This is a genomic window from Eubacterium sp. MSJ-13 (assembly GCF_018918235.1).
Lineage (GTDB): Bacteria > Bacillota > Clostridia > Lachnospirales > Lachnospiraceae > Butyribacter.
Window position 1 is genome coordinate 1 of the sequence record NZ_JAHLQE010000069.1, and the last position, 14315, is coordinate 14315.

Below are 14315 nucleotides of genomic sequence, written 5' to 3' on the forward strand. Positions count from 1 at the left end.
AGCAGATGGAAATTTACACAAGTTATTTAGCGAAATATCAATGATACAATACACTAGCTTTTGTGATGAATATTGGGATAAGGCATTAAAGAATTTTGGGATTGAATAAAAATATATAAAATAAATTCAGGAGAGAGAAAAATTTATGGAGCATAAAGGAACTATCCGTTTGGAAACTGACAGATTGCTACTTCGTCCGTTTAGGATAGAAGATGCGAAGGATGTTTTTGATAATTGGGCATCAGATGATGAAGTAACAAAATATCTAACATGGCCTACACATTCCAGTGTGGAAATGTCAAGAAGTTATATGGAATTTTGCATAAATGGATATAATGAAAAAAATGTATATCAATGGGGTATTGAGTTGAAAAATTCACATGAACTTATCGGAAATATATCTGTTGTAAAAATCATTGATGAAATTGACAGCATGGAATTAGGCTGGGTTATAGGTCGTAAATGGTGGGGAAATGGTTATACGGCAGAAACGGCGGAAAGGCTGTTGAAATTTTTGTTTACAGAAGTTGGAGCAAACAGAATTTGTGCCAGACATGATATAAATAATCCTAACTCTGGTCGTGTTATGCAGAAAATTGGCATGAGATATGAGGGAACTTTGCGGCAGTCTGGGAAGAATAATCAGGGAATAGTTGACATGGCAAATTATTCTGTTTTGAGGGAGGAATGGAAAGAGAGGTCTTGAAAAAGTTTTTTAATGAAAGTGAGAACTATAGTGAAAAAGTCTATAAAATTTAAAACAATAAATAGAAAATAATATAAAAATAGTGGTTAAAAATGCCGAAAGCCTATGTTTATAAGGATTTTCGGCATTTGTTTTATTGAATTAATCTTTTTATTTTGGTCAAGTATTAAAATTTTTATAGAATATAGCATTAAAATTTTAATATTCAATATTTATATTTCACACAAACTTTAAATTAAAAAAAAGATTGACATTTCAGGTCGGCTGTTGTAGACTTGTTTTAAATTGGATGGTCGGTTACTATAGACCAAAGCTAATAGTGTTACTAATACAACGGATAATTAATTATTGATATATTGAATAATCCTGCACCTTCGATAACACATCTCAAAAAGCCTCGATGTAGCCCACTATACTTGCGTTTTTTGACATACACTCTCGAAAGCATATTTATGCTCAATATATCAAAGATTTAATTTTTGTTGTACCAGCAAGTAGCAGAGAGGATTGCGAATATCCGCTTGACTTTATAATTGTGCGAGCCGAAATCAAATATGTCTGCCGACTGGTAAAAATGTTATTTAGGCATTAAATAAGGAATTTGAAAATAAAAAATCATAAATTGAAAGGAAATCAACAACATGGAATATTTGAAATTATGCGATAGTGACTATCGTTTTATGACAATCGTGTGGGATAATGCTCCGGTTTCTTCGGGGACATTAGTTAAACTTTGCAATGAGCAGCTTGGCTGGAAGAAATCGACAACATATACTGCTATTAAAAAATTGGCACAAAAAGGATATCTTATCAATCAAAATGCAGTAGTGTCGGTTATCATTCCAAGAGAGCGTGTGCAGCGTGATGAATTTAATTATTTTGTTGAGCGGACTTTTGGCGGTTCACTGCCGGGCTTTTTGACAGCGTTTCTTGGCGGAAAGAAAATCTCTAAAAAAGAAGCAGCGAAGATTAAGCAGATTATAGACAATTACAGTGAGAAATAATTTATCGTAAACAGTAACAAAATAAGTATTAGAACTTTGAGAAAATAATTATATGCTGTGTTAATTGCACAATAATTTTTGATATGTAATTATAGCAATCCTGTAAGCAGCTAAGAATAAGTATAAAAAGGGGCAGTTTATATGTTAAAAAATGTTTTTGTATGCTGGCTTTTGGAGAGTCAGACACAAGAAAGAGAGTGAAAAATATTATGAAATTTAAATTTAATACAAAGAAAAAATGGGTTAGTGTTGTAGCTGCGATAGCTGTTGTATTTGTTGGTGTTTCCTGTTTGACAAAAGCTGCTGTAAAGACTGATGTTAATAATATTAAAAACAAATCAGTTGCGGATATATCAACTATTGATGAAACAGACGGTGACAGTGATGATTCGATGCCAATTACAAAAAATATTTATTCTGTAGATAAGATAAATAAAAGTGGTAATCAACTTGCTATTTCTATATTGAAAAAGGTAAGATTGGTTTTTCCAGAAGAATTGTATCAGGAAATTATGCGGCATGGAAGAATGTATTTAGCTGAGTTTAAACAGGGGGATATATCGTGCAGCATTACGAATAAAAACAAAGCTGATAATCTCTACCTGGATTTGTTTTTTAATGGTGATGGAATTTTGACAAGTATGTTAAATCAAAGTAAAGTTAAGAATGTGCAAAAGATAGATAAGAATACTGAGATTGAGCAAATTGCTAAATTTGCAAAGGTGTTTTTAAACTCGGAGGTAACATATACAAATGATAATAGTAAAAATAATAATAAAGACAGTAAGGTAGTTACGATTACTGAGGGAAAATTGCCGGAGCGATATGACAGTTCAGGGGGCTTAAGTGCGTATAAAGATAATCGTGGAAATGTTTATTTATTTAATGGGAATAGTGGTATGATGATGAGCTTTTACATGGATGAATAAATGCAGATTTAACCTTTTTAAAATTATTAGGTAGTGAGATGGGTTAGTTGAGTTAAAAAGTACTTGTCAGTGGAGATGAAGTAGTGTAATGTAGTTAATGAATATTAGAGCGAAGAAATTATAGTTTAAATAAATACATTAGAAAAATAGTAACAATAAAGTTGAAAAAAGACAGAGGCATTGAACTAAAATTAGTTATTGTCTGATGATTATAAAGACATAGTGAGCAAAATCAAAAATGAGGTACCAGGAATGAAGAAAAGAAGAAACATTAATATGGACTCTGAGGTTTACAGGAGATTAGACCTTGCATTAGAATTATCTGGTGATGATGAAGATGAAGTATTTGATAGATTAACTAAGATGTATATCTCAGAAATATTTGGAGTTGTATCACAGGAATATGGTGTTCAAAAAGCAGACATGGAAAAGAGTGATGTAAATACAAACGGGAATAACGAAAAGGTAGTAGAAAAAGCAGATAGTGTAGATGTGGATATAACAAAATTAGCAGAAAAAGTAGATAATGTGCAGAAGATAAGTACAAAATTTGTAAATTCAACAAAGAAAACAGGCGATACAAATGAATTTTATAAAAAAGCATTAAAAAAAATCCCTGGTTGGGCCGAAAAAAGTGAAAGGTATACTCATAAGATTATCAGAGCTTTTTTTGAGGCTGAGAAAATTAATGATAAGGTTTCTTTAAAAGATATGGAAAGAATGTGCAGTGATGCTGGTAATGTAGAATTATTTGTCCCTACATTTAAAAATAATTATGTACAGATGAAGATAGATACATTAAAAAGCAATGGAAAAGTATTTGAAGATGATGGAACATATGTCTGGATTTGGAAAGAAGTTGAAGATACATTGCGTAAGTATAAATCAGATTTTTTAAGGTGAAACTTTTAAGGCAAAGTGCCAAGAATTCTCTGACATTCAGGTTCGTGAGGTGAATTGGCACAAACCGCAGTTTATAGTATAATTAGCTTAGATCAATTTGTTGCAATACCATCTTATATTTGTTTGTAAATACAGAAATAAGTATTATTTATCTGAAATCTAGTGCATGAGTAATCTCGGAAAAATCTAAAAATAAATCTTGATATATATTTATTTTAACACTATCAAAGAAGCTCAACACTTCTGTTATGTAGAATAATAGAAGTGTGGGGCTTTCTTGTATCAGGATCGCTACAAGTTCCTTCTGATATGCTGCGATAGCAGTTGATAGTGTTATGAAGTATGAACAAGTAGCAGAGCTGATTGCGAATATCGGATTGCCTTTTCGTTGTACTAGCAGTTTTCATACAATTATTCCGGAGAATGATTATCGTAAATATTTTTTAATATGGTTATAAATGTTTAAACCTTGTTTATTTCCGTATTCTGAAACAAGTATCCAATGTATATTATATTTTGAGTTTTCTGTTGCGTAGTATTTTTTTGCTATTGAAGATACATAGCTGACTACATTATCATCAAATGAAGCTTTTTTAAGTACCTGTTCAATTGTAGATTTGACTTGTGCGCTTGACAAAGTTGTTTTGATATTTGCTGTATTAGTAGAATATTTTTTTACAACAGGTTTAATAAGTTTGTATAATTCCATGTAATTGTTATAGTTTTGCTCTAGAGCATTATGTATATTGCAGACAAAATGTTCGTCCATGGGACAGTTTGAAACAATAGAAGCAACATCATTACTTACATTATTAACATATCCGGCATTACTGATAGTTCGTTGGATTTCTGCGTTGAGTTTGGTTTTTAAACTTGATTTTGCAGTTGATGTTGATTGTTTTGTTTTAATTGCAGCTTTTTTACTAGTTTTGCTATTTTGGATTTTTGGTGTATCATTATTATTTTGCTTTTTATGATTTAACATAGGCAGACGGGTTATATCAGTTTTTGTCAGTTCTTTTAAAAATAAAATGATGTTATCATAGCCTGTATCTTTACTGATAATAATATATTCACATTTTTTTTGAGTTTTACTGTTTGAACCAATTAAGTAACCTAGATATGATGCAAGATGCATATCGAGTGACTGTTTGCCACTGGGAACTACATGTATATTTAAGTCAACTTTATTAAGGGTGGCTAAAATATTAAAATTTATTTTTGGATTATTTTGTGTAGAGAAAATGTGAATATGATCATGCTCTGTCAATTTATCTGAACAGACAAGACCAGCTTCTTTTACATTTTCAAAATCTACTAAAAAGTATGTTTCAATGTTAGGCATAATAAATTCCTCTTTTTGATAATGTGTTAAATATATTTTTCGCTAAGTAAAGTATAACATTTAGTTATTAATATTACAAAAAATTATATGTATATTTTCTTAATAATTAACTTTTATTGCCTAAAATAGATTATTTATAATAAAAGAAATGTTCTGGTTTTACGGAAATATCCCGTTTTCTCTAAGTGCAAACGATTTCACAATATTCTGTCATTCATGTCTATATAAGCATAATATTTTGACGAATACTGTCGATTTAAAAGAAATTTTTGACTGCTATATTTAGGTTATGCAAACGATTTCACATATTCTGATTGTTTTTCGTCTCATTTATGAATATTATTTCAACATCAGCAAAAAACAAACCGCTTCAATGATTTATATCGATTGAAAAGTGTAGGCGGGGAAAGAGAGGCAGATTATGAGAGTGAAAAAGATTATTACATTATTTACAGTAGCAGCGTTGACATTGGGAAGTCTTACAGGCTGCAGTTCAAAAGCAGGAACAGATGGCAAAAAGAGTGATGCTTCTTCCAATAAAAAAGTTGAGATAACAAATGTTTCTTATGATCCTACAAGGGAACTTTATGTTGAATATAATAAAATCTTTCAGAAGCATTGGAAAGAAAAGTCAGGTCAGGATGTCTCAATAGTTCAGTCACATGGAGGTTCAGGCAAGCAGGCTTTGGAAGTTGCGAACGGACTTCAGGCAGATGTGGTAACGCTTGCACTTGAAGGTGATGTTGATGCAATAAAGGATGCGGGGCTTATTGATGATGGTTATGTAAATGAGTTTGAGCGTGACAGTTCACCGTACACATCATCTATTGTATTTCTTGTCAGAAAGGGAAATCCTAAAAAGATTTTAGACTGGAGTGATCTTCTCAGAAGTGATGTGGGGGTTATCACACCAAATCCTAAAACATCCGGTGGTGCAAGATGGAATTATCTTGCGGCATGGTATTATTTTGAAAAGCAGGGACAGAGTGAAGATGAGATTAAAGAGAGTATGAAAAAACTTTATAAGAATGTACTTGTTCTCGACTCAGGTGCGAGAGGTGCAACAACATCTTTTGTTGAGAATAAGCAGGGCGATGTTTTGCTTGCATGGGAAAATGAAGCATTTCTTTCATTAGATGAGCACCCCGGAGAGTATGAGATTGTAGTTCCATCTGTTTCGATTTTGTGCCAGCCAACAGTTGCCGTTGTCGATAAGGTTGTAGACCAAAGAGGAACAAGAAAGGTTTCAGAGGAGTATTTGAAATATCTGTATTCTGATGAGGCGCAGAAGTTAGAGGCACAGTGGTACTACCGTCCTTCAAATGAAAAGATTTTGAAAGAGTACAGTTATAAAGGTAGTGGCAATACCATTGACAAACTTCCAAAGGATCATAAATGGATAATTACGGATGTTGACCTTACAAACATTGATCATTTTGGGGGATGGAGTGAAGCAACTAAGAAACATTTTTCTGATGGTGGAGTTTTCGACTCGATTTATGAGGAAAAATAAGGATTAACATTAAGCTGTTTAGAAATGGAGTTTGATATGAAGCGTAAGAAAAGTGTGATTCCCGGTTTCGGGTTATCCTTTGGGATTGTTATGGCAATACTTGGACTTATTGTTATTATTCCGCTATGCTCACTTGTATTCTTTTCGCTTAAACTGTCACCGCATGACTTTCTGGTGACAGTGACAAGACCGAGAGTTCTGGCAAGTTATAAAGTGAGTATTTTGACGGCACTGACTGCATCATTGATAAATGCGGTGATGGGAATGATTATTGCATGGGTGCTTGTGAGGTATGATTTTCCAGGTAAAAAGATTATGGATGGAATTATCGAGATGCCTTTTGCATTGCCTACAGCCGTTGCGGGTATTGCACTTACTCATCTTACGATACCTGAGGGGTGGGTAGGACAGATTTTTTCAAAAGTCGGAGTAAAAATTGCATATACAAAGATTGGAATTACAGTGGCTCTTGTTTTTATAGGGATTCCATTTGTGGTAAGAAGTGTTCAGCCTGTGCTTCAAAAGGTGGAAAAAGAGTATGAGGAAGCGGCAGCAATGTTTGGTGCTTCCCGTACCCGTATCTTTTTTAGTGTGATATTTCCAGAAATACGTCCTGCACTTATAGCAGGTTTTACAATGGCTTTTGCAAGATGTATAGGTGAGTATGGAAGTGTTGTTTTTATTGCCGGAAATACTCCGTACAAAACAGAGATAGCACCACTTATGATAATGGCTAAACTTCAGGAGTTTGACTATGCGAGTGCCACATCTATTGCTCTTGTCATGCTGTTTATATCATTTGTGATTCTTTTTATAAATGCATTGATACAAAGTCATACATCAAAAATCGTAAGCGGGATTGATTAGTACAACGAATAATTAATACATTGTACTAGGAGGTGAAGATATTGGAGATAAGAAATAATAAAGGTTTTTTTAAATGGCTTCTGATTGGAGTCAGCGTCATATTTTTAATTGTAATGCTTGTACTTCCGCTGGTGTATGTTATTTATACGGCATTGAGGGAGGGGTGGAAAATTTTTGTCTCATCGGTTACAGATGAATATGCAGTTAAATCAATTTTACTTACCGTAAAGGTTACTGTGATAACAGTTATCATAAATTCAGTATTTGGAATTTTTGCGGCATGGCTTATCACACGCTTTAAGTTTCGTGGCAAAAAGCTCATATCCACTTTGATAGATCTGCCGCTTACTATTTCTCCGATAATCGCCGGTCTGATATTTGTACTTACATTCGGCAGACAGAGTGCGATATATCCTTTTCTTGAAAAATGGGGTATTCAGATAATATTTGCAGTTCCCGGAATAGTTCTTGCGACAATATTTGTCACATTTCCTTTTATATCAAGAGAGATAATACCTGTTCTGACGGTTAAGGGAACAGACGAGGAGGAAGCCGCCGCTCTTATGGGAGCAAATGGATTTCAGATTTTTACTCAGATAACATTTCCACATATCAGATGGGCGTTTTTATATGGAGTTGTTCTCTGCTCGGCAAGGGCAATGGGAGAATTTGGAGCTGTTTCTGTGCTGTCAGGACATTTGAGGGGAATTACAAATACAATGCCGTTGTATATAGAGCTTTTGTATCAGGCATTTGACTTTACGGGGGCATTTGCGATGTCAGCTATCCTTGTGGTGATGGCACTTGTGATTCTTGTATTGAAAAATATTTTTTCAAAAAGTATGGAATAGGTGATTGCAAATTTCTAAATAGTATGAAAAGAAGTGAGGGATAAGTATGCAGGACAATAAGAAAGCGTATGTCGAGCTTAAACATATAAATAAGACATTTAATGATTATAAAGCATCTGATGATGTTAGTTTTTCCGTTGAAAAGGGAAAACTTATAGGGCTTTTAGGTCCGAGTGGGAGTGGAAAGACAACAATATTAAGAATTTTGGCAGGTCTTGAAAATGCGGATTCAGGGGAGATTTATATTGATGGTGAGCAAGTAAACAATATTCCGGCAAGTAAGAGAGGGATTGGTTTTGTATTTCAGAATTATGCTTTATTCAGATATAAGACTGTGTATGACAATATAGCATTTGGTCTTAAAATACAGAAGAAAAGCAAGACAGAGATAAAAGAGCGTGTGTATGAACTTATTGAACTTGTTGGTTTGAAGGGATTTGAAAAGAGATACCCAACACAGCTTTCAGGGGGACAGAGACAGAGAGTCGCGTTTGCGAGGGCACTTGCAACGCAGCCACATCTTCTTTTACTCGACGAACCGTTTGCGGCGATTGATGCAAAAGTCCGCAAGGAATTAAGGTCATGGCTTAGGGAATTGATAAACAGGGTAGGGATAACAAGTATTTTTGTAACGCATGATCAGGATGAAGCAATAGAGGTGGCAGACCAGATTATTGTGACAAATAAGGGAAGAATAGAGCAGATAGGGACGCCGGTGGAGGTTTACGGCAATCCCAAGACTCCGTTTATGGCTCAGTTTTTGGGTGAACCTGTTTTGATAAAGGATTATGTATCATTTAACGGATTCCATGGTGCTTCAGACGGAAAGACGGCGGTTATAAGACCTGAATTTATTACGGTCAGAAAGAAGAATGAATTTAATCCATATCCTGTCACGACAGAGGAAGGAGTGGTAGAAAGGGTTTCGTTCCGCGGAAACGGACTTGAACTTAGGATAAGAGTTCACAACGAGATTTTAATCGCAAACAGACCTATAGGTCAGGAACTTATTGAGGAAGGTGAGAATGTAAATCTGTTTTTACATAAGATATATCTTGTTGATGATGAGAATGGTAAAGTTGAGGTGGTTGTTAATGAGGCTGTAAGGAATAATGAGAGTGTTGTGATATGATAATAGAGAATAAGTAAAAGTCAGGTTTGTGAGTGACGGTTAATAAAAAGCCACAGAATATAGCGATTTTGTCGTGTGTTCTGTGGTTTTATTTTGTTGTGCAATTCGCTTATTGCCTATTTGGTGTAAAGCAATGTATAATATGTATAAAAATAATAAAGCGTACAATGGAAAGGATACATATGAAGTTTTTACCTATTCTTGATGAACTGTTTTCTTCAGACAGCATAATTTTTATGATTATCGGTCTGATAATTGCGGTTATTATCAGTTTAAAAATTAAAGATACACGAAAATGTTTTGCAGGTATGGCAGCAGGCTTCATAGTTTATGCTGTTTGTGAAGTGATTTCAAATATCCGTACAAACAATGCTCTTGAAATAGTGTTGCTTTTTGGTGGTACAGTTGCTATAGGTTTGTTTGTTGGTTTTTTGATTGGGGCTGTCGGGAGAATGGTTAGGGAGAGATGATTTATATGAGATATGATAGTGTCAGGTGGACTATAAAAAGAGTCCAAAAAGGCTTAAAGTACATTAGAAGGGAGTTCATATGCTTGATAATACACATAAACTCAATAAACAGATTGCCATCACAATGGCGGCTTGTACGGCGTTTTTAGTATGTCTTTTATTGCTGGATTTTTTTTCTGTTTTTAATTTCAGCAAGAGATTGATGTTTGCGATACCGCTGGTTGGTTTTCCTACTTTGATATCACCATTGGTTCTTTATTTATTAAAAGTTCCGGACAAATTTTTGAAGTACTATATGTCTGTTGCTTTGTCGATTTTGATAGGAATGTTTGGATGCTTTAATGATATTGGTATTTACATAACATTTGTCCTTGTTCCTATTGCGAGCTGTCTGTACTTTGACATATGTTATACATTTTTTTGCTCGTTTTTTTCATATATTGTAATGGTTGTTGCGGTATATTTTAATTCGGCAGGAAGGCTTGAGATAAAATATCTTGGATGGTCACATATGGAGACTTTCAGTGCTTATCTTATAGGCTTTACTTTAGAGTATTTAATAGTTGCACTTTTCCTTACTTTAATAATGAAAAGAGCGGTAAAAATGCTTGATGAGCAGCATCAGGCATATCTGAAAGAAAAGGCACAGGATGCCCGTTATCAGTTGCTTGTAAGAGAGACTCAGGATGTTATTTTTGAGTATTATCCAAAAGAGGATAAATATCTGGCAAACCGATCGGTATTTCAGCAGAGCAATGAGGAAAATGAGTCTGTTGAATATGAAAAAGTCTCAGATAATATTGAGTCTTATCCGGAGTTACAGAAATTGTATAAGCACATTGTAAGGGGATTTAATGAAGAAAATTTCGATGTGTTTGAGCTTGATATGTCGCATGAGGCTGATGGAAATAATGTTTTGTTGTGGTTTCGTGTTGAGTGCTTTATCGTTAAAGATGGAGATGTTCCGGTTAGCGTTATAGGAAAAATGCACGATATTACAAGGATAAAACAGGCTCAGATGAGTATGAGGCGGCAGCGTATTGAAAATATGTATCATGACCATGACAATAAACGCAAAAATTCACTTTTTGAGAAGGTTATGTCTGAAAGTGAGCATTTTTCTGAGAAAGAGTATGATAAACTTGCAGAAGGTCACAGATTTTTGGCAGAGGTTATGGAAGATGTGAAGTATTCGGAAGACCTTGTCGATGGAATAAACCAGATGTTAAAAAGAATAGGCAGGTATCTTGGTGTTGACAGGATATGTGTTGTAGAAACGGATATGTCGAGTGGAACATGCTATGTTGAGCATCAGTGGAACAGCAGGGAAGAAAATTGTCTGAAAGATTATTTTTCTTCAATGAGTATTGAGCAGATACATAATACGACAAAGATATACGATGAGAATGGTTATATAGAAGTCAATCCCGATAAAGGTATCTATACCTCGATGAGCAGTAATAAGCAGTTTCTTGATGATATTATATTTAGTGTTATTCTTGGAAACCAGATATGGATTCCGATGCTTGGAAATGGAAAATATATCGGGGCGATAAGTTTTGACAGATATGATACGACACCTTATGCAGCCGTTGAAAAGTTTCTTATGTCAGAGGCTGTTAATACATTGACAGCAAATATTATCAAGATAAATGCTGAAAATGCAAACAGGGCAAAAAGTGATTTTCTGTCAACCATGTCACATGAGATACGCACACCTATGAATGCGATAGTTGGTATGACGGAGGTTGCACTTCGTGAGGATATGTCGGAAAGTGTTAAGAAAAGTCTTAGCATGGTGAAATCATCAGCATTTGGTCTTCTTACGCTTATCAATGATATCCTTGACTATTCAAAGATTGAGTCAGGAAAGTTTGATATTGTTCCAGAAAGTTTTTATGTGTTATCGGTTTTAAATGATGTTAAAGAGATTACGATGGCAAGGAATAACGGAAAGCTCGATATTGAGTTTGAAGTTCCTGAAAATATACCTGCGAAGATGTATGGCGATTATGTCAGGATTAAGCAGGTCATGATAAATTACTGCACAAATGCCATTAAATATTCTGACAAGGGAAAAGTCAGGGTGCGCGTTGCTGTACAGAAGCGTGATGAGAAAAATGCAATGTTACATTTTTCGGTTAAAGATAATGGTATTGGAATTAAAAAGGAAGATCTTGCTAAACTTTTTAAGGCATATACAAGACTTGATACAAAGATAAATCATCACAAGGAGGGTACAGGGCTTGGGCTTGCGATAAGTAAGCAGCTTATAGAGCTTATGGATGGTGTTGTGAGTGTCAGAAGTGAGTATGGCAAGGGAAGTACATTTACTTTTGCAATTCCTATTATAATCGAAGACTGGTCTCCGGCAGGTCGATTGGAAGATTACAGATATGAGGAGGAAGACACTGAGGAGAAGAAAGTTTCGGTGGTGGTCGCACCTGATGCACATATCCTTGTCGTGGACGATACCAAATTGAACCTTGTCGTTGCAAAGGCATTGATGGAGCCTACAAAGATGCAGATTGATACGGCTGAGAGTGGCGAGGAAGCGCTCAAGCTGATAGATAAGAATGACTATGATATTGTATTTATGGATCATTTTATGCCGGGCATGGATGGAGTAGAGACAACGGCACATATCAGGGCGTTGGATGATGAAAAGAAAAGTAAACTCCCAGTCATTGCACTGACAGCCGATGCAATGAAGGGAGTAAGGGAGGTGCTTATAAGCAAGGGAATGAGTGATTTTCTCACGAAGCCGATTATTATCGGTGACCTTTACAAGATGCTTCGTAAGTGGCTGCCTAATGAGAAAGTCAGTTAAGTGCAAAAGTGGTTTTAGGTATATAATGTATGATTTACATAAATCCTACTGTTTTAGGAAATTTGCAAGTTTATAAAATAAAAGTGAGTGTGTTTTATAATAATTTTTTCAAAAGTTTGTATTTTATTAGTCCGTAAGGTGCATATCTGAGTGGTATATCAAATTTACCGTTGTTTTTGACAACACTCTTTTTATGGCTGAATGTTTCAAAACTGTATTTTCCATGATAGGCGCCTATACCGCTGTTTCCTACTCCTCCGAATGGGAGATTGTGGTTTGAGATGTGAATAACAACATCGTTTATACAGCCGCCGCCATAGGATACTTCGCGTATTATCTTATTGGCGGTGGCTTTTTTCATTGTAAATACATAGCAGGCGAGTGGTTTTTCTTTAGTTTTTAAGATTTGTATGACTTTGTCTAAGCTGCGATAGCTTATTATCGGCAGTAGTGGTCCGAAGATTTCTTCCTGCATTACCGGCATGTTAAAGTTTGTGTCAGGTAAAATTGCCGGAGAGATTTTTCGTTCGATGTCATTACAGATGCCGCCTATAACTTTTGTTTCTGATGCAAGCAGTTTTTTCAGGCGGTTATAGTGGTGTCTGTTTATTATTTTGGGATAAGAACTGTTAAATGCAGCGTTATCGTAGCGGCGTTTTATCTCTCTGTAAAGTTCTTTTATAAATGCATTTTTTACTTTTTCATGCACAAGTACATAATCTACGGAAATGCAGGTTTGTCCGGCATTTAAAAATTTTCCCCATGCTATTCGTTTGGCGGCAAGTTTAAGGTCTGCTGTTTCGTCTATTATGCAGGGGCTTTTTCCGCCGAGTTCAAGCGAAACAGGAGTGAGATTTTCGCTTGCCTTTTTCATTATTTTTTTGCCGACAGCAGGACTTCCGGTAAAAAAGATATAGTCATATTTCTGTTCAAGAACCGCATCGTAATCTATGTCTGCGTCTGTGCAGTATATATAGTTATTGTTAAATGTGCTGTTTATAATGTCCTGAATTAAATCCGAGGTCATAAGACTGCTTTTTGAGCATTTTAATATTGCACAATTTCCGGCTGCAATCGCACCCACCAGAGGGCAGAGTGACAGATTGACAGGATAGTTCCAAGGTGCGAGGATTAAGACTATGCCGTATGGCTCGCTGTAAATATAATTTTTTGCAGGGAATGTGCTTAAAGTACCCGCTGCGTGTATCGGTCTGTTCCATTTCTCGATGTGGGAAAGTGCGGTATCTATCTCATGGTACACCATTGCGATTTCTGACATATAGGACTCAGCCTTTGACTTGCCGAGGTCGTGATAAAGTGCTTTTAGTAGTTTCTTCTCATTTTGTTTTATTGCTTTTTTGAGTCTGCGAAGCATTTTTTTTCTGAATGTAATGTCTTTAGTTTTGTTGCTGTTGAAAAATGTACGCTGGGTGGTTATTATATTTTTAATATATTTGGCGGTCTGTTCCATATGAAGCTCCTTTCTTAAATTATATTGTTTGTCAACTTTTTCTAAATATTCAGCTTTCCTATTTTCAGTTGAGAAGCATAATCGCTTTTGGTTTTTAGTTCCCTTTGGCTCGTTTGCTCATTATTTTTACTTTTATTTATTCTACCACAAATCTGGCGATAAGAAAAAAATTAAAAAATTTGAAATTACCTCTTGCATTTTTCAAACAGTATGCTATAATAGTACTTGTCTTTGACGCGGGTGTAGTTCAATGGTAGAACACCAGCCTTCCAAGCTGGATACGTGGGTTCGATT

12 protein-coding genes are annotated in these 14315 nt (G+C 35.1%); 10 read left to right on the plus strand and 2 right to left on the minus strand.

Annotated features, from left to right (window positions below; genetic code table 11):
* Positions 1-145: 145 nt before the first annotated feature.
* The 4 genes from KQI69_RS04375 (at position 146) to KQI69_RS04390 (ending at position 3542) form a co-directional block, all read left to right on the plus strand.
* Entirely contained in the window at positions 146-706 is a 561-nt protein-coding gene (locus KQI69_RS04375) for a GNAT family N-acetyltransferase (protein ID WP_216564108.1), read from the plus strand.
* A 641-nt stretch (positions 707-1347) separates the two neighbouring features.
* A complete protein-coding gene (locus KQI69_RS04380) occupies positions 1348-1710 on the plus strand; it encodes a BlaI/MecI/CopY family transcriptional regulator (protein WP_216564109.1) in 363 nt (120 codons plus the stop codon).
* Between the two features lie 209 nt (positions 1711-1919).
* The gene (locus KQI69_RS04385; RefSeq protein ID WP_216564111.1) at positions 1920-2639 is read left to right on the plus strand and encodes a hypothetical protein; all 720 of its coding nucleotides are present in this window, start codon (positions 1920-1922) and stop codon (positions 2637-2639) included.
* Between the two features lie 252 nt (positions 2640-2891).
* Positions 2892-3542: a hypothetical protein gene (locus tag KQI69_RS04390; protein WP_216564112.1), complete on the plus strand. Its 651-nt coding sequence runs from the start codon at positions 2892-2894 to the stop codon at positions 3540-3542.
* Positions 3543-3969: 427 nt separating this feature from the next.
* On the opposite strand, the gene KQI69_RS04395 is transcribed toward KQI69_RS04390, so the two are convergent.
* A complete protein-coding gene (locus KQI69_RS04395) occupies positions 3970-4887 on the minus strand; it encodes a PIN domain-containing protein (RefSeq protein ID WP_216564113.1) in 918 nt (305 codons plus the stop codon).
* A gap of 421 nt (positions 4888-5308) precedes the next feature.
* Here KQI69_RS04395 and KQI69_RS04400 point away from each other — a divergent pair, with 421 nt between their 5' ends.
* The 6 genes from KQI69_RS04400 to KQI69_RS04425 all read left to right on the plus strand — a co-directional run bounded on the left by KQI69_RS04400 (position 5309) and on the right by KQI69_RS04425 (position 12550).
* On the plus strand, positions 5309-6400 hold the full coding sequence (locus tag KQI69_RS04400; protein WP_216564114.1) for a sulfate ABC transporter substrate-binding protein: 1092 nt from the start codon (positions 5309-5311) through the stop codon (positions 6398-6400).
* Positions 6401-6436: 36 nt separating this feature from the next.
* The gene (gene cysT, locus KQI69_RS04405) at positions 6437-7267 is read left to right on the plus strand and encodes a sulfate ABC transporter permease subunit CysT (protein WP_216564115.1); all 831 of its coding nucleotides are present in this window, start codon (positions 6437-6439) and stop codon (positions 7265-7267) included.
* A gap of 41 nt (positions 7268-7308) precedes the next feature.
* Positions 7309-8118 carry a sulfate ABC transporter permease subunit CysW gene (cysW, locus tag KQI69_RS04410; protein WP_216564116.1) on the plus strand — a complete coding sequence of 270 codons (810 nt, stop codon included), beginning with the start codon at positions 7309-7311 and terminating at the stop codon, positions 8116-8118.
* Between the two features lie 46 nt (positions 8119-8164).
* Positions 8165-9250 (plus strand): ABC transporter ATP-binding protein, encoded by a 1086-nt coding sequence (locus KQI69_RS04415; protein ID WP_216564117.1) that lies wholly within the window; start codon positions 8165-8167, stop codon positions 9248-9250.
* Positions 9251-9432: 182 nt separating this feature from the next.
* Positions 9433-9720: a hypothetical protein gene (locus tag KQI69_RS04420; protein WP_216564118.1), complete on the plus strand. Its 288-nt coding sequence runs from the start codon at positions 9433-9435 to the stop codon at positions 9718-9720.
* Between the two features lie 79 nt (positions 9721-9799).
* Entirely contained in the window at positions 9800-12550 is a 2751-nt protein-coding gene (locus KQI69_RS04425) for an ATP-binding protein (RefSeq protein ID WP_216564120.1), read from the plus strand.
* A 94-nt stretch (positions 12551-12644) separates the two neighbouring features.
* Here the strand turns inward: KQI69_RS04425 and KQI69_RS04430 are convergent, their stop codons facing one another.
* Positions 12645-14021 (minus strand): aldehyde dehydrogenase, encoded by a 1377-nt coding sequence (locus KQI69_RS04430; RefSeq protein WP_216564121.1) that lies wholly within the window; start codon positions 14019-14021, stop codon positions 12645-12647.
* Positions 14022-14315: the final 294 nt, after the last annotated feature.